18 protein-coding genes are annotated in these 24,718 nt (G+C 47.1%); 1 reads left to right on the top strand and 17 read right to left on the bottom strand.

The genetic code is table 11. The features are described 5' to 3' along the window. Positions 1 to 228: 228 nt before the first annotated feature. From ACYCS5_RS20920 to thpR, 6 genes are all read right to left on the bottom strand, one after another. On the bottom strand, positions 229 to 867 hold the full coding sequence (locus tag ACYCS5_RS20920) for a response regulator (RefSeq protein WP_165144639.1): 639 nt from the start codon (positions 865 to 867) through the stop codon (positions 229 to 231). Positions 868 to 983: 116 nt separating this feature from the next. Beyond that, positions 984 to 2,621, bottom strand: coding sequence for a sensor histidine kinase (locus ACYCS5_RS20915; RefSeq protein WP_029516188.1), 1,638 nt, complete (start codon positions 2,619 to 2,621; stop codon positions 984 to 986). Between the two features lie 315 nt (positions 2,622 to 2,936). Next, positions 2,937 to 7,535, bottom strand: coding sequence for a glutamate synthase large subunit (gene gltB, locus ACYCS5_RS20910; protein ID WP_459760077.1), 4,599 nt, complete (start codon positions 7,533 to 7,535; stop codon positions 2,937 to 2,939). 463 nt (positions 7,536 to 7,998) lie between these two features. Next, positions 7,999 to 8,682 (bottom strand): metal-dependent hydrolase, encoded by a 684-nt coding sequence (locus ACYCS5_RS20905; RefSeq protein ID WP_459760076.1) that lies wholly within the window; start codon positions 8,680 to 8,682, stop codon positions 7,999 to 8,001. Positions 8,683 to 8,837: 155 nt separating this feature from the next. Further along, positions 8,838 to 9,650: a cell wall hydrolase gene (locus ACYCS5_RS20900; RefSeq protein ID WP_029516185.1), complete on the bottom strand. Its 813-nt coding sequence runs from the start codon at positions 9,648 to 9,650 to the stop codon at positions 8,838 to 8,840. Between the two features lie 101 nt (positions 9,651 to 9,751). After that, a complete protein-coding gene (gene thpR / locus ACYCS5_RS20895; protein ID WP_029516184.1) occupies positions 9,752 to 10,327 on the bottom strand; it encodes an RNA 2',3'-cyclic phosphodiesterase in 576 nt (191 codons plus the stop codon). A 225-nt stretch (positions 10,328 to 10,552) separates the two neighbouring features. Between thpR and ACYCS5_RS20890 the strand changes: the two genes are divergently transcribed. Beyond that, positions 10,553 to 11,509 carry a D-2-hydroxyacid dehydrogenase gene (locus ACYCS5_RS20890; RefSeq protein ID WP_039269519.1) on the top strand — a complete coding sequence of 319 codons (957 nt, stop codon included), beginning with the start codon at positions 10,553 to 10,555 and terminating at the stop codon, positions 11,507 to 11,509. A 4-nt stretch (positions 11,510 to 11,513) separates the two neighbouring features. On the opposite strand, the gene ACYCS5_RS20885 is transcribed toward ACYCS5_RS20890, so the two are convergent. The 11 genes from ACYCS5_RS20885 to ACYCS5_RS20835 all read right to left on the bottom strand — a co-directional run bounded on the left by ACYCS5_RS20885 (position 11,514) and on the right by ACYCS5_RS20835 (position 24,717). Continuing rightward, the gene (locus ACYCS5_RS20885) at positions 11,514 to 12,500 is read right to left on the bottom strand and encodes a methyltransferase domain-containing protein (RefSeq protein ID WP_459760075.1); all 987 of its coding nucleotides are present in this window, start codon (positions 12,498 to 12,500) and stop codon (positions 11,514 to 11,516) included. A gap of 24 nt (positions 12,501 to 12,524) precedes the next feature. Continuing rightward, positions 12,525 to 13,415, bottom strand: coding sequence for an MsnO8 family LLM class oxidoreductase (locus ACYCS5_RS20880; RefSeq protein WP_459761332.1), 891 nt, complete (start codon positions 13,413 to 13,415; stop codon positions 12,525 to 12,527). Between the two features lie 120 nt (positions 13,416 to 13,535). Further along, positions 13,536 to 14,951 (bottom strand): deoxyguanosinetriphosphate triphosphohydrolase family protein, encoded by a 1,416-nt coding sequence (locus ACYCS5_RS20875; RefSeq protein WP_069012216.1) that lies wholly within the window; start codon positions 14,949 to 14,951, stop codon positions 13,536 to 13,538. Positions 14,952 to 15,180: 229 nt separating this feature from the next. Continuing rightward, complete coding sequence (gene nikC / locus ACYCS5_RS20870) at positions 15,181 to 16,092, bottom strand: nickel transporter permease (protein ID WP_029516175.1); 912 nt, start codon at positions 16,090 to 16,092, stop codon at positions 15,181 to 15,183. A 35-nt stretch (positions 16,093 to 16,127) separates the two neighbouring features. Then, complete coding sequence (locus ACYCS5_RS20865) at positions 16,128 to 17,132, bottom strand: ABC transporter permease (protein ID WP_029516174.1); 1,005 nt, start codon at positions 17,130 to 17,132, stop codon at positions 16,128 to 16,130. Between the two features lie 29 nt (positions 17,133 to 17,161). After that, the gene (locus ACYCS5_RS20860) at positions 17,162 to 18,817 is read right to left on the bottom strand and encodes an ABC transporter substrate-binding protein (RefSeq protein ID WP_165144621.1); all 1,656 of its coding nucleotides are present in this window, start codon (positions 18,815 to 18,817) and stop codon (positions 17,162 to 17,164) included. Between the two features lie 754 nt (positions 18,818 to 19,571). Continuing rightward, positions 19,572 to 20,537: a glycoside hydrolase family 25 protein gene (locus ACYCS5_RS20855; RefSeq protein ID WP_459760074.1), complete on the bottom strand. Its 966-nt coding sequence runs from the start codon at positions 20,535 to 20,537 to the stop codon at positions 19,572 to 19,574. A gap of 153 nt (positions 20,538 to 20,690) precedes the next feature. After that, positions 20,691 to 21,137 carry a phage holin family protein gene (locus ACYCS5_RS20850; RefSeq protein WP_459760073.1) on the bottom strand — a complete coding sequence of 149 codons (447 nt, stop codon included), beginning with the start codon at positions 21,135 to 21,137 and terminating at the stop codon, positions 20,691 to 20,693. A gap of 87 nt (positions 21,138 to 21,224) precedes the next feature. Beyond that, on the bottom strand, positions 21,225 to 21,491 hold the full coding sequence (locus ACYCS5_RS20845; RefSeq protein WP_165144615.1) for a hypothetical protein: 267 nt from the start codon (positions 21,489 to 21,491) through the stop codon (positions 21,225 to 21,227). Between the two features lie 58 nt (positions 21,492 to 21,549). After that, positions 21,550 to 22,161, bottom strand: a complete 612-nt coding sequence (locus ACYCS5_RS20840; protein ID WP_459760072.1) for a hypothetical protein — start codon at positions 22,159 to 22,161, stop codon at positions 21,550 to 21,552. A 12-nt stretch (positions 22,162 to 22,173) separates the two neighbouring features. Continuing rightward, complete coding sequence (locus ACYCS5_RS20835) at positions 22,174 to 24,717, bottom strand: hypothetical protein (protein WP_459760071.1); 2,544 nt, start codon at positions 24,715 to 24,717, stop codon at positions 22,174 to 22,176. Position 24,718 lies beyond the last annotated feature (1 nt).

Here is a 24,718-nt window from a genome sequence, read left to right as displayed (position 1 = left end):
TAACAATTGGCTCTGTGAACGACATGGAACCGAATGGCACTTTCTCCCTCACTACAGGGGGAGGGAAATGTATACTTTCGGATACGGCATGGTATACTTTTGTACCATACATTGTTGATTATGGAAAAAGAAATCGAAAAAAGCCTCAAAATCACAAAAATTGGTGATTTTGAGGCTTTTCATTCCACTCGCATATGAAAGTGCAATGCAACTTATAGAGTCAGCGCATCATACAATGTTTGTTGGCTCGTACTTCGCCAGACCAATGGCATTGGCATACAATGCTGCCTGCGTGCGATCCGCCAGCCGCAGCTTGGCCAGGATCTGACTGACATGCTTTTTGACTGTAAACTCACTGATAAATAATCGGGATGCAATTTCACGATTGCAAGCTCCTTGTCCCAACTCGACCAGCACTTCCTTTTCCTTTGGCGTCAGGTCGTCCGTCAGATTGCCCGCATCTTCACGCAGCTTGTTTTCGAGAATAGCCGGATCATAATATTTGCGTCCTTTGTTGACAAGATGAATCGCGTAAATTAGTTCCTCAGGCAACGCTTCCTTAAGCACATAACCGTCCACGGAAGCTTCCTCTGCTTTCAGAAAATCTTCACGTGTTGCGGAAGAGGTCAGCAAAATAAATTTACTTCTGAAACCACGTCCGCGCGCTATCTTGATAATATCCAGCCCTGATTCATCAGCTAGTTTCAAATCCAGCAGCACCAGATCCGGATCCGTTTCCTCAATCACCACAAGTGCTTCCTGTTGATTCTGGGCCTCTCCCGCAAACTGAACATTGGGCTGCATGGATATAACCGCAGCGAGTCCTTTCCGTACTAAAGGATGATCATCGACAATGACAATTTTCATGATTCGGCCTCCTGTCTACAGTTCAGGATTTGCATAATCCCTATGTATCCGATTGTTACCGCAGATTTTGTATTGCAGAATGTTCACACATTTTATTCGAGAATTTTGCAAAATCCTCATTCATAAGCATTTACCGGAATGGACAATCGGATCTGTGTTCCTTCTCCGATTCGACTTGAAATATCAAATTCGCCTCCCATCGATTGAGCTAAATATTCCATATTCATCATGCCCAGGCCCCCGCCTGCACTGACCGCCTCACCTCCTGCTACCATTCTCGCCGTCTCAAACCCTACTCCGTCGTCATGAATAGACAGTCTAATCACTTGGGGCGTCAATTTTAACTTCACATCAATTCGCTTGGCCAATCCATGACGGATTGCGTTCCCCGCCGCTTCGGAAATGATGCGGAACAAAGCCTTTTGGTACAAATACGGAAGTGAATAATGATCACCATGAATGTCAAAATCAATTTGTACATGATTCAGCTTGGATAGTGTATGCAGATGACTTTTCACCGTCCCTAACCAAGTTGAGCCTCCACTTTTTTTCGAGCTTAGACTATGAATCGCTCCTTTCAGCTCTCTAACCGCTTGGTTGGCAGATTGCTGAATTAGATCAATTTGCTCCTCCACCTGCTCCTTTGGCTGATGACACCAGGTTTGCCGGAGAGAATGCGTTGCGTACACAATACCAAAAAGGCTCTGAGAAACATTGTCATGCATTTCATTTGCAATCCGGTTCTGCTCATTCGTCACAATCAATTGATTCTCAATACGCTCCAGCTCATAGCGCTCCAAAAACACAGCACTCAGCTCAGCCAAGAATATCAGTTGTTGCACGAGCCAGCGTCTTCCTGTCAGACTTTGATCCGGTCCCAGCTTGAGGCCAATCGTCGCTACAAAGCGGGTCGTCATCGGTACGGTGATCATGAGAAAGTCGCCCCATTCTGGCAGATGTCTGAAAAATGGTTCGCGTTCTTCCCTGAACTCCTCCCGGTAATTCTCCAGTTCCTCGAATAGCTGCTCTTCCTCCTCCACCGTCCAGCCTGTCTGGCTGCTTGCCGGTGCATCCTCCTCCTGACTATCCAGCCAGAAAAATGCACGGCTCTGCTTGGTAAGCTTGACAGTGTAATCCGAGATGACCTGACCCAGATTTAATGCCTCATTATGGCTGGTCGTCTCCATGATGTGGTAAATCGACTTGATATGATCCATCGTCTCATTGGCTTGTTCTTTAGCCACCTTCAGTTCGTCCTTCATGACGCCGATAACCTGCATTGCCATCGTGGTTACGATCAATACCAGAAACAAATTAATGTTCTGCAATATAAGATCCCACAAAAAATATTGACCTGGTGTAAAAAAGATATAACAAAATGTAAGCACCAAACCGATATAAGAAAGTAGGAGCGTCCAGCTGTACCTCATAGATAGATGAGCACAAGCTACCAGCATGGGAGTAATCACATACCATTTGAACGGGCTATTTATCCCTCCGGTCGGGAATAACAACAAAATGATCCCTGCTGTTTCTAGTGCAATGCTACATTTCAATACCATATCATGAAGTCTGTATTTACGGTAAATCCAAGTAAATGCTGTAACGGATAAAAATAGAAAACCAATCAGTAACAGCTTCTGCCACACGATTAATCTAGATGATTCGAACAGAAAAACAAGTGACGTTAAAGATAGTGATACATAACGGTATAGAAAAATCATTTTGTCTTCTGCTGACTTCCTCAACTTCATCCTGTCACCCTATTCTGTGTTTTGAAGGGACGATGGGCATATTAGGTTTGTGTACTCTAAAAAATCATAACCAATCCAAAAATAAATAACAAGACATAAACTCTTACGTAAACGGTTACATTCCAAAAAATTTGGTACTTTTTATAACATATTTACCGTTTCAGGAAAACATTTTGGGGGTAATGTCAGAATTTATGACGTTTGTCAAGGAAATAAATCACATTTTAGCGACCTAAAAAAGACTTGCTGGTACCACTGTGATTATCACAGCGGTATTCAGCGAGTCCTTTTTTAGTGAACCTGGTAGTCTACATTTTAGCCCCCGGCACGTGCTAATTCACGCATATTGGCTTCAAATGCTGCCAATAGAGCTTCATCTCCGCTCAAACCAGTTGCCTCTTCTTTTTGAATCTGTTCAACCATACGCTTGTAATCCTTTGGAATTACTCGTACAAACTGCTGAATCGCAGTCTGCCAATCATCCAAAATACGTTGTCCCGCTTCACTACCCGTGTAAGTGACATGGCGTTGAATCAAGCCGCGCAACTCCGCTGCTTCTGTAGGTTCTTCCACACCTTCCAGCAACACCATTTCCAGATTACAACGGCTCAGGAACGTCCCCTCAGGGTCATAGACATATGCAATACCTCCGGACATTCCGGCTCCAAAATTCCGTCCGGTTCCACCCAATACAGCTACACGTCCACCTGTCATATATTCGCAACCATGATCTCCAACGCCCTCAACAACTATACGTGCGCCGGAGTTCCGAACGGCAAAACGCTCGCCTGCGATTCCGCTAATGTAAGCTTCACCGCTGGTCGCTCCATACAAGGCTGTATTTCCGATAATAATGTTCTCTTCTGCCTTAAAGGTCGCTTTGTGAGACTTTTTCACAATAACCTTACCGCCAGATAGCCCTTTACCGACATAGTCATTGCTATCGCCTTCCACGCTCAACGTGATGCCTTGCGGAATAAATGCTCCGAAGCTCTGACCTGCCGATCCAATAAAGTTAAAGCGAATCGTATCCTCAGGCAGACCCGCCGCTCCATACTTACGGGTGACCTCGCTGCCCAGAATCGTCCCTACCGCCCGATTCACATTTGTAATAGGTAAGGTACCCTCAACAGGCGTTCCGTTCTCCAGCGCTTTCGCAGCCATCGGTACAAGCTGCTGCATGTCGAGTGTTTCTTCCAGACCGTGATTTTGGCGTTGTACACGGTAACGTACACTACCTTCTTCCAACTCAGGAACATGCAACAGCAAGCTCAGGTCTACGCCCTTCTTCTTCCAGTGCGAATCGGCGTTCACGGTATCCAGACATTCCGTACGTCCAATCATTTCCTGAATCGTACGGAAGCCCAATTCCGCCATAATTTCACGGACATCTTCTGCGATAAAACGCATAAAATTCACCACATGGGCAGGATCGCCCATATAATTTTTACGCAGCTCCGGATTCTGCGTAGCCACACCAACCGGACATGTATCCATTTGGCATACCCGCATCATAATACAGCCCAACGCCACGAGCGGCGCTGTAGAGAAGCCGTATTCTTCCGCGCCCAACAGGGCAGCTACTACTAAATCGCGGCCAGACAGCATCTTGCCGTCTGTCTCCAATACTACGCGGTCGCGCAGGTTGTTTAGCATCAGCGTCTGATGCGTCTCCGCCAGACCCAGCTCCCAAGGCATACCCGCATGACGAATGGAGCCTTGCGGAGAAGCGCCTGTACCACCGTCGTAACCGCTGACTAGAATAATGTCAGCACGGCCTTTAGCTACCCCTGTAGCAATCGTACCTACGCCTACCTCTGACACCAGTTTCACGTTAATGTCAGCACGCGGATTGGCGTTTTTGAGATCATAGATGAGCTCTGCCAAATCCTCGATAGAATAAATATCGTGATGCGGCGGCGGTGAAATCAAACCTACTCCTGGCGTAGAGCCACGGACCTCAGCGACCCAAGGGTACACCTTACGTCCTGGCAGTTGTCCACCTTCGCCCGGCTTCGCGCCTTGCGCCATTTTGATCTGAATTTCGTCGGCATTCACCAAGTAATTCGATGTTACACCGAATCGGCCCGATGCTACCTGCTTAATCGAACTGCGACGAGAATCACCATTGGCATCCGGTATGAAACGTGCAGGGTTCTCCCCACCTTCACCCGTATTGCTCTTGCCACCGATCCGATTCATCGCAATCGCCATATCTTCATGCGCTTCCTGACTGATCGAGCCAAAGGACATGGCTCCTGTCTTGAAGCGACGCATAATGGATGCAGCGGATTCCACTTCATCCAGCGGCACAGGCTCACCAGCAGGCTTCAATTGAAGCATGGAGCGAATCGTCAAATACTGTTCAGATTCACCCTGTACCAGCTTGGCGTATTTCTTGTAAAGCTTGTAGTCTCCCGAGCGAACCGACTGCTGGAGCAAATGCACCGTTTGCGGGTTAAACAAATGCTCTTCCCCATCGTTACGCCATTGATATTCGCCGCCCGAATCCAGCACTTTGTCGTTGCCGTCCTTGTCGGTGAAAGCACGATTATGATGAACCAGCGCTTCTATAGTCACTTCCTCCAGACCAATACCGCCAATGCGGGAAGGTGTCCAGGTGAAATAACGGTCAACAAAATCCTGTTTTAAACCTACGGCCTCAAAAATTTGCGCCCCACGGTACGACTGAATCGTGGAAATACCCATTTTGGACAATATTTTAACGACACCCTTCGTTGCCGCTTTAATATAATTTTTAACTGCCTTTTCGTGCGAGATGCCGCGCAGCAAACCCTGCTGAATCATGACATCCAGCGTTTCAAAAGCCAGATACGGATTAACCGCACTCACACCGTAGCCAAGCAGCACCGCATAATGGTGAACATCCCTTGGCTCGCCGGACTCCAGCAAAATACTTACACGTGTGCGGGTACCCTGTTTAATCAAATGGTGATGCAGGCTGGAAACAGCTAGCAACGCCGGAATGGCTGCATTCTCCGCATCCACTCCACGGTCGGACAAAATCAGGATGTTATGACCTTTGTCAATGACACGGTCAGCCGCCTCAAACAATCCTTCCAGCGCCTTGCGTAAGCCCTCAGCACCTTCCTTCGCTTCAAAGAAGATCGGGATCGTCATCGATTTGAAGCCTGGACGGTGCACGTGGCGAATTTTGGCAAACTCCTCATTCGATAGCACCGGCGAATCCAAACGAATCTGGCGACAGCTTTCCGGTTCTGGATGCAGTAAATTGCGCTCTGGTCCAATCGTAGTTGCGGTTGACGTTACAATCTCTTCACGAATGGCGTCAATCGGCGGGTTTGTGACTTGGGCGAACATTTGTTTAAAGTAATTGTACAAACGTTGCGGACGATCAGACAGCACCGCCAATGGTGCGTCGTATCCCATTGAGCCAATCGGTTCTGCACCTGTAAGTGCCATCGGCTCCAGAATTTTGCGCAGTTCTTCAAACGTATATCCAAAAGCGAGCTGAAGCTGATTTACATTTTCATGTTTAGGCTCCGGCTGTTCTAGTGCTTCCGGCAGCTCATCCAAATCAACCAAGTGCTCATCCAGCCATTGCTGATAAGGTTCCTCGGAAGCAATACGTTCCTTTAACTCTTCGTCAGAAACGATACGGCCTTCTTGGGTATCAACCAACAGCATACGACCCGGACGGAGACGATCCTTATAGAGCACATTTTCAGGATCAATATCCAATACACCCGCCTCTGAAGACAGTGCGATCAGATCGTCCTTGGTCACATAGTAACGTGCAGGACGCAGACCGTTGCGGTCGAGAATCGCCCCGATTTGGATACCGTCTGTAAACGCCATTGCAGCAGGTCCGTCCCACGGCTCCATCATAGTGCTGTGATATTCATAAAATGCCCGCTTCTTCGGGTCCATGGTTTCATGCTTGTTCCAAGGCTCCGGCACCATCATCATGGCTACATGAGGAAGGGATCGTCCGCTCAGATACAGAAACTCCAGCGTATTATCAAACATGGCTGTATCCGAGCCATCTGGGTTAATGACGGGTTTTACCTTCTTAATGTCTCCGCCAAACGCTTCGCTTTCAAACTGCGCCTGACGCGCATGCATCCAGTTCACATTGCCGCGCATCGTATTAATTTCACCGTTGTGAATCATAAAACGATAAGGATGCGCACGATCCCAGCTCGGGAACGTATTCGTACTAAAACGGGAATGGACCAGCGCGATCGCTGATGTCACCCGCTCATCCTGCAAATCCAGATAAAATTTACCTACCTGCTCGGTTGTCAGCATTCCTTTGTATACAACCTTGCGACAGGACAAACTTGGAATATAGAACGACTCACCGTTCTCATCCTCTTGGTTATAGCGAATAGCAAGCTCTGCACGTTTGCGAATGACATACAGTTTCCGTTCGAAGTCCAACTCTTCCTTCAAATCGCTACTGCGACCGATGAATACCTGACGCACACCCGGTTTAGCTGCTTTTGCCGATTTACCCAGCATTTCGTCATAAGTAGGAACATCGCGAAAACCCAAACAATTTTGACCTTCGTCCACGATGATATCTCTTAGCTTCTGCTCATGCACCTCACGAACTTTTGGATCATTGGATACAAAAAGCATACCCACGCCATAATGTCCGGCCTTTGGCAATTTGAAGCCCAATCGCTCCGCTTCCTCTTGAAAAAACAGATGAGGGACCTGAATCATAATCCCTGCTCCGTCACCGGAGTTAGGTTCACTTCCCTGACCGCCCCGATGCTCCATATTCACGAGCATGGTCAAAGCCTGACTTACAATATCGTGCGATGGTTTTCCCTTGATGTGGGCAACAAAGCCCATGCCGCAGGCGTCTTTTTCGAATTGGGGATCATATAGTCCCTGTTTGGGTGGTAAACCTGTCTGTCTCATGGAACGCAACCTTTCTGTTATAAAGTCATGCTGGCCTGAAATACAGGCGGCCGAATAGAAGACAGTGGCAACAAGAGGTAACTCAAAGAACAACTACGAGGAATGGGGGACAAAACATGTGACGCATTCAAGGCGGTACGGTCCACCGAATGCGTATGTTTTTCAATAATTATGCAATGGCTTGACTTGAAAAATACGTCGATTCCACTGATGAATCTAATTAGTTCTATCATTTTATCATTGACCTATCATGTTAGCAATTCAAAGTTTTTATGATTGTGATAATAAATCTTTTACATTACAGCTTCAACGTATCGATGCAAATTTATCTCATTTTTATGTATAAATATTCACTTTTAAAAAACAACCTTTCCTATTCCTCTAAGGAACAGAAAAGGCTGACAAAGGAGATACGATAAGTTAATAGACCATCTAGTGTATTCACGCAAATCAGATATCCGTATTAAAATTCGAGACTTTCGCCGGGCTTCAATGCTTTCCCTTCAATACCTTCTTTGTGCAGACGATCACAGAAGCCATCTCCGTCCTGCTCAATACCCGGGAACGTATTGTAATGCACCGGTATTACGCGGCTTGCACGCAGCCATTTTGCTGCCAGCAATGCATCCTCCGGTCCCATCGTATAACCATCTCCGATCGGCAATACCGCAGCATCGATGGAGTTAGTCTCCCCAATGAGACGCATGTCGCCAAACAGACCAGTATCCCCTGCATGGAAAAAGGTTTGGCCTCCCATGGTCAATAAAATCCCCGCCGGCTCTCCCATGTAAATGGTTTGTCCGTCCACCGTCAAAGATGAGCTGTGAAACGCAAGTGTGAATTTCACATGGAAACCGTCAAAGTGGTGACCCCCACCCATATTCATACCGTGAGCTTTGGCCCCCAAGGATGAACAATATTCGGCCAGTTCCGCGACCGCGATTACTGGACAATCATTGCGCTTGGCAATTTCAACAGCATCACCAAAATGATCGGCATGACCGTGTGTCAACAACACGGCATCCACCTGAATATCCTCGGCCTGTACGGTTGCTTTAGGATTTCCCGTCAAAAAAGGATCAATAATAATCCGTTTCCCCTCTGCCTCTACCAGTACAACTGAATGTCCATAATATGTGATTTTCATTTCATCTACGCCTCCTTTGTCACTTTCATTATTTGGGTTACTTTCCTTTATCTATTATACCTCTTTTGCATTCTGGCTTCACCTGTACCACAAAATCCGTTCACAAAGCTGAACCCTATTGTTTAGAAAGGGCTGTTATTTGTAGAAGGGTGCCTTTATTTATAAAAGGTATGATGACCGATCGTTTTCACCTTGGTACGGGAATGATGAACCGTAAGGTCCTGGGCCAACGTAAGCGACAGGAAAAAACAGGTGTTATCAGGCACGGCTTTATGGCCGTTCAAAGCAGCAGTAACCGCACGAATGCTGTCCTGGTTGGGCTGAACACGACGAAGACGCCCGTTCGCGACCGGACTAAATTGCGCTTTTTGATAAATCACTGCCTGAATCGTATCGGGAAATGGGGCTGACCGCAGCCGGTTTAAGACAACGTTGGCAACTGCCACTTTGCCTTCGTACGGTTCGCCTTCTGCTTCTGCCATCACTATTTTTTGCAGCAGGAGCAGTTCTTTAGCGGAGACAGTATAGCTCCAGGTAGACAACGCCTTGTCATCCTGCGTGAGCATTTTTGTCTTCGTAAAGTAGATGGTTGTAGGAGGGGTTAGGATTGCGGACTTGCTATGCTGGACCTCAGGCTTTTTCTTGCCTGTAGCAACGTTATTCCGAGCTTGTTCCGCCTGCTTCATCTGGGAAGCGGGTAACGGAGTCGGCATGATTTCTTTCCAGCTTGGCTGCCCATGAGCAGCAACAAAGATGGGGCTTGTCCTGTTAGACCCTTTATGGGTCCCCATCCTGTCGCCATATGTAGGAGCTGCAGAGTTCCCTGACCAGCTCAGAGAATGCATGGATGCATTTTTATGATTATTCTGTGTTTGCTGAACCTCAGCGTAGAGGCCTATCCCCAATATACAAACAAGCAGCACACTCAAAAGAGGTGCAAACCAACGATGTTCTTTAATAATTTCCATAATGTTCCTCCCGTTAACTTAAGCACATTCCTCAGATATGTAACCCAAAATGCGCTTTTTGAATAACGCTGAAACACTATATCACTAAATTCGCTGATAGATCAAGGGTTTCGCCTCATTAATGGGAATGTTTGAATTATTTGGTACATTGGTTTTTGACCCAATCGTGTTGCATATAAAACAAATTCTCCCACTTCCCAAGGCCCGCCGCTTCGGTCATTTGGCTGCCACACAGAAGCTGGAACGGGCTGTCCCCCTGTGTACGAACGTGCTACGGTGATATGAGGCCGATAAGGTCTGTCCTCAGGTTTAAAACCAAGGGGTTTGGTAGCACGAAGTATAGACTGATATAGCTGCTCTAGCGACTCTCGCTGTCCAGTCACTCCTTTCCAGAGTACACGTGGAAATTCTTCACGGCCAAAAAAACCTGCTTCTCCAATGCCAAGTGTGAACGGGTGATGCTCAGCTGCCGCTTGAACTAAAACCTGCTCAAGTTTCGGGATAACCGAGGTCTCCACATCACCCAAAAACTGAAGTGTCACGTGGTAATCTCTGAAATCAACCCATTTGCGAAAAGAAAGATCATTCAAATCCTGCTCCACCCAATGATGTAAGTTCTTCTTGTGCTCATTTGGGAGAGCAATAGCTGTAAAAAGTCTTTGCGATTCATCTTTCATCAACCTTTACCTCCTTTGCTATAGATATTTGTGGATATCTCAAAAGCAGCTGTTTGGATTGTCCCTAATCAGGGTAAAGCCATTTGTTGTTATATATAGTGACACCGCGAGCTCGTTTTTATCCTTCTTATGCAATTTTTTCAGCAATCTGTTATTCTTGAAAAGATGGTTCGCCAGAATATATTGGAAACTCCAAGGAATTAAAAATCGAGGAGGCTATGAACTATGGGAAACATTTTAAGCTTACATCAACTGACGGAAGAGCAAAAAAAACAAGTTCGTGCAGCGGCTTCGGGCTACGAGTTGATTATTGGCAAAGCTCAGGAATTAGAATCTAAACAAATCCGGGAAGCCGAGATTATTCTGGGCTGGTCCAAGCATATTGCCGAAGATGCATTACATCCAGACAGCAAGCTGAAGTGGATACAAACCTGGTCGGCTGGGATTGATAAGCTACCGCTTACCGAATTGGAGAAGCGTAACATTTTACTCACGAATACGAGTGGTGTGCATGCCATTCCAATTACAGAGCAGATCTTTGGAATGCTGCTATCGCATACACGTTATTTACAGCAAGCAGCTCTCTTGCAGCGTCAGAAAACATGGCAACCACCGAAAGGCCAACTGACGGAATTACGTGGCAAAACGCTGTTGATTACAGGCGTTGGCGAAATTGGCCGTGAAACAGCGCGGATTGCAGAATCCTTTGGCATGCGGGTAATCGGAGTCCGGCGTTCTGGTAAGGAAGCTCCGCATGTAGAGCATATGTATACTAACGAACAACTACACGATGCATTGGGAGCAGCGGATATCGTGGTAAATATATTGCCATTCACCGAGGAGACTCATCACTTCTTTGACGAAAAAGCATTTGCAGCTATGCGTAAGGGAGCCTTCTTCATTAATGTAGGTCGCGGTGGAACCGTTCATACGGATGCGCTTGTACGCTCTTTGGAGCAAAAGCATATTGCCTTTGCCGGACTGGATGTATTCGAGGAAGAACCACTACCTGCGTCACATCCACTATGGAGTCTGGACCATGTTTTGATCACACCGCATATTGCAGGCGATACGGACCGATACGCCGAACGAGCGGTAGATATTTTTCTTACTAATTTGAATGCCTATGCCGCTGATCAGGAACTGCCGTTGAATTTGGTTAACTATAAAACTCAGTATTAACACACTACTTACAGATCCAGATTTCCCGACTCATACCTGTCTTATGTATGCGACATTGCTCCGTAAGGGTCCAACCTGACTCGGATAACAATGTTTCCATCGGCTCCGTGCTCACGACCACCGCCCGCGCGGCCAAGCGTCTCAGACTGCGCAGCATCTTCTTTTGTTCATCAGCCGGGAGCACGGAGCACAGGTTATAGGGCATATCCACTATGGCCGCATCGTATGTGCCTTCGAGCTTATTCATATCCCCGAGTTTCACTAGATCTTCTTCATATCCAAAATGACGCAAATTCACTCGTGCCCCACGCACCGCCAACGGATTGATATCACAACCGCGAATATCCTTTCCCATACTCAATGCCTCAATCATTACATTGCCCATACCACAACACGGGTCTAGCAGTTTCAATGAGCCTGGTTCTCCCTTTGTTGCTATTAGATCAGTTGCTGCCAAATTCACAAGTGCCCTAGCTACCAGAACGGGTAGTCCAGTAGAATAATTTTGCGGCTTCTGACGACGCTCCTGCCACGATCTGTCGCTATACTGACACCTGCCCAGTAGCCACCGTTGTCCTATCCGAATAACACCAAGGATGATATCCGGTGTCTTCATTTGCGCCTGGCCATGAATGCGTGCACCAATTCGGCGTTCGATCCCGCGCCGCTCGTCATAGCCGGCCTCATGGTCACCTTCTTTAAGGCACAACACCTTGAAAGTCTTTCCTTCCTCAAGCTGTAACATAGAGGCTGCTTCGCATAGCTCTTCCAGTGTTCCCGCATCTGTCACTACATCCAGCCGAAGATGAATAAACGGGCTGGTCCCCGGTTCCAGCCGTCGATGGGACAACAGGATGGAATCCTGCACGGGCGGCTGACCGAACAAACATTTTAATTCCAAAAGACATAACTCACGCTCTGTTTCATGACACGCATAGGTATACACGTAGCTTGGTTTCATTTCATCGATATTCGTTTTCTGTTTATTCATGTCAGATCTCTTTTCATCTTTTCATTAGGAATCAAGGCTAGAATTTACGGCCTCCGCTATTAGACGGTAGGAGTGAAGCCGCTGCTCATAATCGGGAATCGGTGTGACCAACAGAAACTCATCGTTATCATATTTAATCTGCAAGCCACGTAACCGTTTGGCAATAACCGACGGCGTTCCCACCAGCCAACTGGCTCGCATTGCCGGGTCGCCCAATGAAATCTGAGCAGTCCATTGCTGCGCCAGCTCATCCGTCAAGGCACATACTGCGCCTACAGCAACCATGGTACGTGGCTTGTCTATCCGGTTGGATGGCTGAAAGCTGGAGCGGTAAATGCTGAGCATTTCTTCCGTTTGCTGTTCACTCATAAACTGACCGAATACATAGCCTGTTGAATACTGGGCGGCATATTCGGCACTTTTTCGGTTTGTACCCAGCATCCACACTGCTGGCGGCTGTTCAGGCATCGGCCGAGCAAGCACAGGCACCTGTTCATATTCGTAAGTACCTTCTAGCAAAGCCAATAGAGCTTCCATCGTCTGTGGCAGCTCCGTCACATGTTGAAGAAAATTGCCGCTCAGTGCCATCGAAGCATGAGGTCCCCCACCAGGTGCTCTCCCCAGACCCAATTCGACTCTGCCAGGATATAGAGTGGCCAGCAGATGAAACCATTCCGCGACCTTGACTGGACTATAATGCGGGAGCAAAATAGCACCTGCACCCAGTTTGATTGTCTTCGTCACCGCCCCGATATGAGACAGCAGTACTTCCGGGCTGGAGGAAGCCAGCCCCTCCATATCATGGTGCTCCGAGGTCCAGTAGCGTGTATATCCCCATGCTTCTGCCTGTCTCGCTAGTTCACCAGCTCGTTGAACCGCCTGCTCTGGACGGTTACCGGGCAGCAACGGCACCATATCGAGCACACCGAGATTCAACCTTTTTATAATTAAAGACCGAGATGGCACAGACACATTCCTCCCTCCTGCTATCCGCTATAAACCAGTTCCTTCTACTATATAGGGGTAATTTAAAGGTCAATCCAGATCATAAATGGAACCCACCTTCAGACCGTATAACTCATTATAGATTTTTTCAGCAAAAGCATCGGTCATGCCTGCAATATAGTCTATAACCATATGCTCCCATGTCCAGATCGGCTTCGTCTTGGCTTGGTCGCGCTCATAGCGCTGGAGCCAGTCGCTTGGAATAATAGATTTGGATGTTTCCGGGTCCAGAAAAGCCAACCAAAGTCGTTTGAGCATCCACTCACTCCGTTTTTGCAGTCGCTGTACGCGCAGATCGCGGATCATCGTAACCCAAGCAAAGCTTTTCAATACACTCACCGTGCGCAGCATATCCAAATCTTCGTTTCCATCCCGTACAAAGGTCACCTTTTTCCAATTTCCATCATCAATGACACCCAAGCTGCTGACAAACAGGCTGACCCAGTATGCCTTCACTTCACGGCGGGTCCGGGAATAATCGTGTTCACACATCGGCATCTTGCCATTCCACACCTTCAAAAATTCACTCAGCACAGCCGCTACCTTCTGCTCAATCTGAGCCAGTTGCCAGCCTTGCCAGAAGCTATCCTCCAACGTGGTGATTTTCTCCGTAATCAGACGAATTAAATACGGATCATACAAGAAGTGCTCGTGCACCTCGATTTTTCCAGCCTTAATCCCATCCTCCAAATCATGCGCAGAATAAGCGATATCGTCGCACAGGTCCATAAGCTGGGCTTCCAGCGTTTTTTTACCATCAGGGATACCCCAATCCTCGCGGATGGAACGTATATATTCCCACTCATGCAGATACAACCCTTTTTTGTTCAGAATCCCTGGGTACGGGTATTTGTTGATCCCCAGTAACACAGCGTCCGACAAATTCAAACCATCCACGTTCTCACGCTTCTCCAAAAACATAATCAGCCGGAAATTGTGCGCATTCCCTTCAAAATGCTCATAAATTCGTCGCTCACGCGCATAGGCCTCCTGTCCACGCTTGGACTCCAGTGTGAAGCCTCCGGCAGAGGATATCTTTTCTACCTTTGTTTCAATCAGTTGATCCAAAATCCCGTCCAGTACTTCTTCTCCCTTGTGCCCGAACGGGGGATGCCCAAAGTCATGTGCGATGGAAGCACATTCTACCACCTCAGGGTCAATGATCAGTCCTGCGTTATCTGCCTGTTCCAGCTCTACTTCAGGATGGCGGCGCAGCAAGCTTCGGGATGCTTCACGCGCAATTTGCGCTACCTCCAAAGAATGCGTCAGTCGTGTGCGATAATAATCGCCCGTGCCTGCACCAAATACCTGTGATTTACCCTGCAACCGACGGAAAGTCGGTGAATGAATCAAACGGGAGTAATCCCGTTCATATGCGGCCCGTGAAGCGTCGCTTCGTGTCTGTTCCGCAAATTGCCGATGCTCTCTCTTGTCCTGCCATGTCATAAATCCCACTCCCTACGTACTCAATTGGAGTGATTATACATTTTTTTCGCGCTTCATGAAAGCTCACATGACTTTCAGCTGTAAAAGTTACTTTTAACGCCACTTCGCAGTCGGATGGTGCTTTCTACTCCAATACGAAAAATGTCACATAAAAGAGGTGTTCCCCAGCCATTTGCTTCAGGCCAGAGAACACCTTTTACTCAACTTTATATACTTCACCACTTTTGCCCTAACGCTTCGCCCTCGGGTCCAATACATCCCGCAGGCCATCCCCCATCAGGTTAAAGCCCAATACGGTCAGCATGATAGATATCCCCGGAAAAATAACTGTCCACGGGGCATTTTGGATATATTGCCGCGAATCGGACAACATTTTACCCCACTCTGGCTCAGGAGGTTGTGCACCCAAGCCTAGAAATCCAAGCGCTGCCGCTTCAATGATAGCCGTTCCGATCCCCAACGTTCCCTGTACGATGATTGGTGTCAGGCTGTTAGGCAAAATATAACGGAGGATGATTCGTGTATTATTGGCTCCAAGCGCTCTAGCAGAAGTGATATACTCCTCTGTTTTGACACTCAGCACCTTAGAGCGAACTAACCTTCCATACGTTGGCACATTGACAATGGCAATGGCGTACAACGCATTTTCCAATGAAGGCCCTAGAATGGCCACAATAGCAATGGCCAGCAAAATCCCCGGAAATGCCAGTAAAATGTCGAATAGCCGCGAAATGATCATATCTGCCCATTTTCCGTAAAATCCTGCGATTAAACCTAAGGCGGTTCCTACAATCATTGAACCAATAACAGACAAGAAACCGACCCACAACGAGATTCTGGCTCCATACAGCGTGCGAGTCAGTAAATCTCGACCGAGATCATCCGTACCGAACCAATGCTCCGCAGAAGGAGGCTGCAAACGGCTCACCAAATTTTGCTCTTTATAGTCAAAAGGAGCAATCCACGGCGCGATCAAAGCAATGATGACAAAGAAGATAATAATGCTCAGGCCGACGAACGCCATTTTATTGTGACGGAATGCCCTCCATGCGTCTCTCCAAGGACCAGTCACGACAGGCAAATGCGCCAATGTACTGCGTGTCGTCGGTATGTTGTTGGGTTCCATTGAAAATTGTGACATCGGACAAGCTCCCCCTTGAACAATTGGCGACTTGATTACTGATAACGGATACGCCGGTCGAGAACCGCGTACAACAAATCGACAATCAGATTAATGATGACGAACAGAAACGCTATGATCAGAATTCCGCTTTGAATAACCGGATAGTCACGCGAACTGATCGCTTCAAAAATGTACCGCCCGATGCCGGGCCAGGCAAAAATGGTTTCTGTCAGTACCGCGCCTCCCAGTAGTGATCCCGTCTGAAGACCGATGACAGTAAGCACAGGGATCGCAGCATTTTTAAGCGCATGTTTGTACACGACTTGAAAAGATGCCAGCCCCTTCGCCCGAGCCGTACGGATATAGTCCGCATCCATAACCTCCAGCATACTGGAACGGGTAATGCGCGCAATGACCGCCATTGGAATCGTTCCCAGTGCGATACTGGGTAGGATCAAATGCTTGATGACGGTCCACACCTGATCCATACGCCCACCTATGAACGCATCAATCACGGCTAAATGTGTCACAGCTTCCACCGGATCACGGGAATTCATGCGTCCGATGGAAGGAAGCCAATGCAGCTTATTTGCAAAAATCCATTGCTCCATCAAGCCCAGCCAAAAAATCGGCATCGATACTCCGACCAGTGCAATGACCATGCTGACATAGTCAAACCAGGAATTTCGCTTCCAGGCACTCACGATGCCAGCGTTCATTCCAACTACTATGGCAAAAAACATGCTCGCTACTGTCAACTCCAGCGTAGCCGCCAGATAAGGAAGCATTTCCCGGGCAATCGGCTGTCTGGTGCGAATGGAATCACCCAAGTCTCCATGTGCCAGTTCACTCAAATAGGTTCCATATTGCTGAAACCACGGCTTATCCAGTCCCAATTGCTCACGTAGCGCCTGTTTGGACTGTTCCGTAGCTTTATCTCCTAGTATGGTTTCCGCCGGATCACCCGGAATAGCATGAATAATCGAAAATACGATAAGCGTCATGCCCAGTAATACAGGAATCAATATGGCCAGTCTTTTTACAATATATGAGTTCATATCCTATTCACCGCCTGCTTGCGTTTGGGCTATTCAAAATAAATATTTCCGTACGCTTCCATACCTGCCGGAGAAGGTACAAAACCCTTGAGGTTCGCTTTACCTGCCATCAACGGTGTGCTGTGAACCAAGGGAATCCACGGTGCATCCTGTTTAATAATCACTTGTGCTTGTTTATACAGTTCCCCACGCTTGTCCTGATCGACCTCAACCTGCGCCTTCACCAATACTTTGTGGAGTTCCTCATTCACATAAAAACTACGGTTATTGCCTGGAATCGTATCCTTGTCCAGCAATGTATAAAGGAAATTATCCGGGTCACCATTGTCCCCGTTCCATCCCAACATGTACAGATCATCCTTCTCTCCTGCTTTAAGATCATCCAGATACGTAGCCCATTCTGGAGATTGGATGTTGACTTTGACGCCTATTTTTTCAAAATCGGCTTGAATGGCCTCGGCCACCTTTTTGCCGTCAGGCATATAAGGACGAGATACGGGCATTGCATAGAAGGTTAACGGCTCGGGAAGCCCGTTAGGAAAGCCTGCTTCCGCCAGTAAAGATTTAGCCTTATCCAGATCATAGGCGTAGTCCTGAATACTATCGTTGTACCCCCATAACGTAGGTGGCATCGGATTGACCGCAGGCTTAGCCTGCCCTGCAAACAATGCATCAATAATGGCCTGTTTGTTCACTGCGTGATTCAGCGCCTGGCGCACCTTGGGATTATTGAATGTTTTTTTCTTTAAATTAAATCCAATGTACGCCACATTAAAGGAGGGACGTTCAATTTTCACCAATTCGCTATTACCGTCTAGCTGCTTTGCATCATCCGGATTCAAATCCTCCATCAGGTCAATTTCTCCATTTTGCAGAGCATTAAATCGCGCGGTATTGTCGGGTATGGAACGAACAATGATCTTTGCCAACTTCGGCTGGCCCTCTTTCCAATAGTTTGGATTCTTCTCCAGCGTGATGGTATCGTTCCGTTTCCATTCCTTAAATACAAAAGGCCCCGTGCCGACCGGATTACTCTTGAAATCAGCCTTTTTCTCCTGAATTGCCTTGGGACTTGCAATACTAAAGGATGGCATAGCGATATTTTGTAAAAACGGCGCCTGCGGCTTGTTTAGTGTAAACTGGACACTGTTCGCATCTACCGCTTTAACCTCCTTAATCACCCTACTTCCTTCAGGACCGAACATAGAATCATAATAGTCAAACGAGTCACCTTCAAATTTGTATGGACTTTTTGGATCAGCCCAGCGGTCAAAGTTAAACACAACCGCTTCAGCGTTAAAGTCACTTCCATCATGGAATTTTACACCCTGACGCAGCTTGAACGTATAGACCAGCCCATCCGGTGATACTTCCCAGCTCTCTGCAAGCCCCGGTTGGATCTCCGTTGTGTTTTCCTTATATTCCAGCAGTGTGTCGAACACTTGCATTCCAATTTTTAGCGACTCGCTTTCAGTCACAATGGCAGGATCTAGCGCCACGGAATCTCCGCCGCGTCCATAAATAAGCGTGTCCTGCACGCCCTCTCCTGCTCCGCTTGGTGTTTTCCCTGCCTCTGGCTTTGCTCCTTCACCTGATCCCCCACAACCGGAAAGCGCCAAAACAGCTCCTAGCGCAAGCACCAGCAGAACGGTCCAGATTTTGTGTTTTGCATACTTTTTGCTCATGCAGCAAACCCCTTTCACACCTTATATATTGTTAATTCGTTGATACCGGATGAATGTCAATTCTTGAATTGACATGACAAGCTTGTCCTCAAGCTGTAATCCCAGGTTCCGAGTTCATCAAATAGGTGTAGTAGGACAGAAGTGTTCATAATCTAGTGGTGTAAGAGATGCTGTAGGGTAATAAATAAATGTGATGTGATAAAGAGAAAGAGGAGTATGTCAGGTCGTGGTAAAAGTGTGACATATACTCACAAACAGTGAATATTATGCTCAAACAAAGTTGATTATTGGATACTTTACTATAAAATCTGGAAGACGACAAGGGGGTTTTTCATACATTACGATATGTTTTTATACATCATGTCAATTAATATTACAAACCAACTTACACGATCATACCAAACATATATTCCTGCTGGGGGTCTTTAACCTCCAAGCAGGAGCATGATCTTACCTCAAAAATGTATTCAGCACCAAACCTACATCCTTAATATCCTAATTCCCAGGTATGTTCTGAAATAAACAAACATACAAGAGCTTTTACCGCTTGATTTGGCTGGTAGACATGCTGCATTTCCACCCAATGATTCACACTTTTAAAACGTTCTAGTTCAGCTTATGTAGAAATCATGAAGAACATCACTTTACAATAAGTGCAGGCGGTTGCCTTTGAACCGCCTGTCTATTTACGTTTCAGGCGTATGGATTAGTTTTCATGAAAATAATCCCTTTTTCGCATAAAATTTATAAAAGATCATTTGGTCGTTTTAAACACACCCAGACGGTTCAGTACGACCAGTAAGCGATAAAAATCGTAACTGCTTGGCAGTTTCGCATCCACAATCGGGCTTGCTGGATGAAATGCAACAGCGGCAGCCATTGCTTCCTTCGCCCAGGTCGGTACAGGCATAGTCTGACGCGCCTCCAGCTCAGCTACCCGCTGATCCACTTTTTTAATATAAGCGCTTTGTTCATTCAATGTTTGTTTGAGCACATCTTTGCTGTTCTCAAGCGCGGCGACCTGCTGCTGCAGGGCCTTAAATGCCGCTTTTTCCTCTGCTGTCATTGGCTCATCCCCCTTTTCTCCTGCAAATGCTTGACGTAGCTCGGCCTCTGTTCCGGCGTATACATTCAGGTCAACCGGCCCTTGAATCCCATCAACCCGTCCACTATCGCTGTATTGCCAAAAGTCCCAGCGCTTCCATGCCGTGGTGTCGCCGGGCACCCGTGTGCTATAACGCGCAATCCACAGCTTATAACTACCCAATGGCGCTTTGAAATGGGCAGCAAAAGCATTCCCTGTATATACCATCGGCTTACGGCCGCTTACCCGTTCAAATTCCGTTACAAATGCCAACGCAATCTCATGAATCGCGGCCGATCTAAGCCCTCCCGGATTATTTTCGTAATCCATCACCGCTGGCAAGTCCAGCGCTTTCGCACCACCCACCTGATCCAGCACCTCGGCGAAATGCCTGGCTTCCGCTTTTGCTGCGTTTACACTGGTCGCATCTACAAAATGATACGCTCCCAGGAGAATCCCGGCTGCCTTGATCCCTTTTGCATTCGTGATAAATGTCGGATCGACGTAACGCTGTCCTTGACTCGCTTTAATAAAGGCAAACGATTTACCATCGGCTCGTACACGCTTCCAATCAATCGTTCCCTGATATCGGGACACGTCAATGCCTTCGGTAGCATTAGGGCTACGACTTTGCATAAGGCGCTCCCTCCCTGTCATTATAATGTTGTAGCACTCTGTCTCTGTTATATATGCTTGGACCATCCATACGGTCTGGGCTTTTCCACTTTTACACCGAAAAAAGGGCAAAAAGGTAGTCAGCCTATTTGGGTGGTGGTCACTGATGGCACTTTATGAAACTTTATTCTCTTTGTCGGAAGGGTCGGTTGACTTTATTTTTTCTCCACTCGACTTGGACTCAAAAATAGCTACCGCATTCCGTAAAATATCCGGCATCGGCACTCCCATTCTGCCCACATTTTCAATAATGGACAACAGCTCGTTCGCTAAATAAAAGAAAACGACGGCATCCCGGAAGTAATGTGCATCCCCGAGAATACCGTCGATTAGGTGAGCTACCATAATGAGCAAAAACACGGTAACCTTGCGAAAAATACCGTAATACCCCTGGCGGCTTTTTAGCTCCCCATTAATCCAGGCCGCTGCCCATCCGGTGAAAAAGTCGATCACGACCATCCACCACAGCAACGTCAACATTGTGGTCCACCCCCCGAAAAAATAACCGATCAAGGTCCCCGTGGAAAGCCCCAGCCAAATCTGATCGATCTTTTCATGCATATTTGTTCCCCCTTTTGAACCTAGGTGTAAAGTGAATGCCCTTGGACTGATCCAAGGGCATATAAACAATGATTTTTATTTTGTTCTCTATACTGTTTTCTTACGGAAAATAGAGGTATACCATTTAACCGTTTCTTCCTGTTCATTTGAAGCATCGGTTGATGACGATCCTTCTACGTTGCCCGCTATTAGATCAGAACGCTTGGATAAAATAATCTTCATTACTTGTTCACGCTGTTCTACATCTAAAGCGTAGCTTCCCATGATCGTTGCTATATTGCCCTCACCCCGCTCATAGCGAGTGATGCAAGCATAAGCACAAATACGCATTTGTGCCTCTGTTAAAGCGGCCATGTTTATAGTTTCACCTCTTTTATATAAAGATGCTGTTACATATAATCCTCAGTACACGTTATTTTCCTGTGTTACCAAGCATAAGCTGGGTCAACGTCACTTCGAGATCTGCAATCCGCTGCTTCAGTTGATCTGTCTCGCTTGGCTGTTGTTCTGCTTTTTGTGTCAGTTCCTTAATTGCTTCCTCACTCAATCCTTCACTCCAGAACGTCGTTGGGTCTCTTCGTTCTGGGGCCATGAATGTCTGAGCAGAATATATAGGTTCGTCTCCACGTTCGTTTTCAGGTTTGTTTTGCCATTCATCATGCTGCTTCTGAAATAAAGCTTGGGATTCGTTGTTCAACTCCTCATAGGCTTTTTGCGCTTCTATCAGCTTTTGATCATATTTCGCTTCGTAGGCCAGCCAACCTTGGATGTCAAAACGAGGATGGTATAGACCGGGTGGCACTGGAATTCCTACTGTATAACCAGCAGGGATGCTTTCTGAACTTGTTCCATCTATGGTACTAGAGCTACTGTCAGTATGCTGATGGGTGTCTAGCTGCTGGTTTATGTCAGATAGCGTGGGCGAAGATGGAGTATAAAAAGGGACGACACCGGAAAAGGCATCGTCCACTACTTCATCCTCCAGATAGAGTCCGTCTGTATTTACTTTAGGTACTAATTTCATGGTATGACCTCCTTATTGCTCTGCTATGAATGGCGGGAAAAGAACGCTCACCGTAGTGCTATCTTTTGCCCCTCCACCACCAAAACAAACTCTTCCATCTGGAAAAATATCAAACGGTACAAAAACAGGCCCGCTAGGTCCATAGCCATAAGAAACAGGGCCTTGTATACTGATAGGTCTGTAACCTTGCGGCAGAGTAAACAGTGCTAACCCTCCGTTTGTCAAACCATTCGCGATTAGCCCCCTGATATGGACGAACCCGTTACTGTCCTTCATTATTCCTACGGGTCTACTCGTAGCCCACCCATTAAGCAACGTCGGTGATATCCATGCAGGACTGTCTTTGTCAGCCTTCTTGTTTTCCAGTACCGACACACGCGCTGTGTTTTGCTGCACACTGTCCACCAAGTCTGCAAGCAGCGTCTTTTCATTTGCGGCAAACGATCCCATGAATGGTACGAACGGCGATGGTGCAAGCATTACGTAAGTGATACTGTAAGAAGCAGCGGCATTAAATTTGTTCGGATTTAGCTCGGATGTTATCCCGTTGCTACCGGAGTTTGTGTAGTTGGCCCAACTGCTTGTATCATTTCTGTTATTCGCCAAAATATTGATAATGCGGCTAGGTGTATTAACTGTATTACTACCTGGAACGGCATTCGCATTAATGTAATAGAACCCGTTTGTGTGTAATTTAGGCCCAACTGCTTCACGCAGCACAATCCCCGTACCTACTTCAACCTGATTATCGCCCTCGACAAATGATAGTTGCCCCTCGGATACAATAGGCTCCACCGTAGGCGCTGCAAGTTGGTATACAAGTTGATACGGCGTGTACCCTGTATATGACGTTGTGGGTACCGATTGCGTGAAATTAGCTTCGCCCACGCGTTGCACCCAATACTTAGTACCTGTACCTGTCCATGTAGCCGTGGTCATGGCTTGAGCGTTTGCAGGAGTGATGGTGTTAGCGTCATAGGCTTTGTAACCAAAAAAGTACGCTTTGACATCATCTTGCGACGGCTCATATCCGTCTGCCCACCCGCTGTCTGCAACCGAGATAGTCAGACCCACAACTCCTGACTCTGGACTAAGGTGGGATTGATCCGGCCCAGTTAAAGGGAAAACATGCTGGACCAACTTACCGTCAAACTTTGTTATCCTCTCACTGTCAACAAAACCGTTATTAACAGGAACACGAACACCCTTATATCCCACACCTGACCCAAAGTAAACCCAAGGTAACGACCCGTCCAGCGTCATGCCTTGCCATTTCTTAGACTTGAAGTATTGACCGTCACGTTCGAAAACTATATCCGCTTTGACTCCCGTTACTGGATCGGCGTATAGGTCTGTTTGCAGCGCCAGCATGGAATCCTCGCGTGGCTTGAATGGTTTGGCTGTACTGCCGATGTTAAGCATAGGATTTTCATGGGTGAATGAACCCGCAGCAGCGTATCTAAGCCGCACAGATAAGAATCGCGTTTGTGACGATGTGGTGAATGTTTTAGAATCTACGGCAATTACACCTGGCATAACTTCCCCACTTGGGTCAGAATCGTTTTCATCCCGACGTTCAATGTACTGTATTCCGTCACCCGCACTTGAGATTGTGTATGTTGTATTCGGCAATACAGGAACAACCACTTTTAAGGGCGATAAAGGAAATGGACCAGGATAGCTACTTGTTGAAGCACTCGCTTTGTAAGGAGCTTGCAGATTGACTATCCCTGAATTGATGACCGTCCACTCATAAAAGTTAGGTAACAGGTTTTCCCCGTACCGAATCGCATAAGGATTACGTACAGGCATTACACTATCAACATATGGATACTTAGCTGCGGCCTGTGCTGGCGTGTAGCTAGCTGCCACTGCATAGTCTGCCTCACTAATCTCATAAACGCGCACACTATCCATATTAAACGTATTACTAGCCACACCCGTGCCTGTAACCGTAACAATATGAAAATACTCCTTCGCCGTAAACCGTACAACAGACGGAGCAAAAACAGAGCCAGAAGATACCTCGTTACCCACATCACTGGCAATACCATTTATTGATATAGCCACCTTGCTGGTATTACCACTTTTCACGTCCGCTATTGCGATATATTTTCGACCAGGCGTGGTCAAAAAACTTGCAGACGCCGTTGCTGGTACACTGCCTAGTGTAATTTTAAATGAACTGCTGCCGTTGGTTTTGTTGTTAGAGTCTATTGCAATAGCTACATTCGAGGACCACTCGCTTACTGTCTCGCAGTTCCCCATCCGCCCCAACAAATTTACCAACGTACGCCCGCTCAGCCCCGTCAGCGAAAATGGGGCAGCCTTTTCCGCATGAACAATTTGCACCCCGGGTTCGAGAGTTACCGTCTTACGCTCTGTCGTATCCAAACGCTTCTTGATCGCATTCACACCATCATTCACGTCACTAGCAAATTCATCAACAGCCCGCCAGTTTTGGTCCAAATACTTCTCCAAATCAAAATACGTGGTTTTGGGCGATGTGCGGTCAATTTGATTTAAACCAAGATTCGGTGTTTTTTCACTTGCCATG

Source organism: Paenibacillus sp. SEL3, from assembly GCF_054602585.1.
Note: the sequence above shows the minus strand (reverse complement) of the source record. Positions and strands in the feature narration are given on the sequence as shown.

What these genes read in the sequence shown, in the direction of transcription:
- nikC (WP_029516175.1), bottom strand. Translation starts at nt 16,092, where the DNA reads ATGTCACAATTTTCAATGGAACCCAACAACATACCGACGACACGCAGT.
- ACYCS5_RS20915 (WP_029516188.1), bottom strand. Translation starts at nt 2,621, where the DNA reads ATGAAGTTGAGGAAGTCAGCAGAAGACAAAATGATTTTTCTATACCGT.
- ACYCS5_RS20900 (WP_029516185.1), bottom strand. Translation starts at nt 9,650, where the DNA reads ATGGAAATTATTAAAGAACATCGTTGGTTTGCACCTCTTTTGAGTGTG.
- ACYCS5_RS20890 (WP_039269519.1), top strand. Translation starts at nt 10,553, where the DNA reads ATGGGAAACATTTTAAGCTTACATCAACTGACGGAAGAGCAAAAAAAA.
- ACYCS5_RS20865 (WP_029516174.1), bottom strand. Translation starts at nt 17,132, where the DNA reads ATGAACTCATATATTGTAAAAAGACTGGCCATATTGATTCCTGTATTA.
- ACYCS5_RS20845 (WP_165144615.1), bottom strand. Translation starts at nt 21,491, where the DNA reads ATGGCCGCTTTAACAGAGGCACAAATGCGTATTTGTGCTTATGCTTGC.
- ACYCS5_RS20875 (WP_069012216.1), bottom strand. Translation starts at nt 14,951, where the DNA reads ATGACATGGCAGGACAAGAGAGAGCATCGGCAATTTGCGGAACAGACA.
- thpR (WP_029516184.1), bottom strand. Translation starts at nt 10,327, where the DNA reads ATGAAAGATGAATCGCAAAGACTTTTTACAGCTATTGCTCTCCCAAAT.
- ACYCS5_RS20880 (WP_459761332.1), bottom strand. Translation starts at nt 13,415, where the DNA reads ATGGTGCCGTTGCTGCCCGGTAACCGTCCAGAGCAGGCGGTTCAACGA.
- ACYCS5_RS20835 (WP_459760071.1), bottom strand. Translation starts at nt 24,717, where the DNA reads ATGGCAAGTGAAAAAACACCGAATCTTGGTTTAAATCAAATTGACCGC.
- ACYCS5_RS20905 (WP_459760076.1), bottom strand. Translation starts at nt 8,682, where the DNA reads ATGAAAATCACATATTATGGACATTCAGTTGTACTGGTAGAGGCAGAG.
- ACYCS5_RS20840 (WP_459760072.1), bottom strand. Translation starts at nt 22,161, where the DNA reads ATGAAATTAGTACCTAAAGTAAATACAGACGGACTCTATCTGGAGGAT.
- ACYCS5_RS20855 (WP_459760074.1), bottom strand. Translation starts at nt 20,537, where the DNA reads ATGCAAAGTCGTAGCCCTAATGCTACCGAAGGCATTGACGTGTCCCGA.
- ACYCS5_RS20850 (WP_459760073.1), bottom strand. Translation starts at nt 21,137, where the DNA reads ATGCATGAAAAGATCGATCAGATTTGGCTGGGGCTTTCCACGGGGACC.
- gltB (WP_459760077.1), bottom strand. Translation starts at nt 7,535, where the DNA reads ATGAGACAGACAGGTTTACCACCCAAACAGGGACTATATGATCCCCAA.
- ACYCS5_RS20885 (WP_459760075.1), bottom strand. Translation starts at nt 12,500, where the DNA reads ATGAATAAACAGAAAACGAATATCGATGAAATGAAACCAAGCTACGTG.
- ACYCS5_RS20920 (WP_165144639.1), bottom strand. Translation starts at nt 867, where the DNA reads ATGAAAATTGTCATTGTCGATGATCATCCTTTAGTACGGAAAGGACTC.
- ACYCS5_RS20860 (WP_165144621.1), bottom strand. Translation starts at nt 18,817, where the DNA reads ATGAGCAAAAAGTATGCAAAACACAAAATCTGGACCGTTCTGCTGGTG.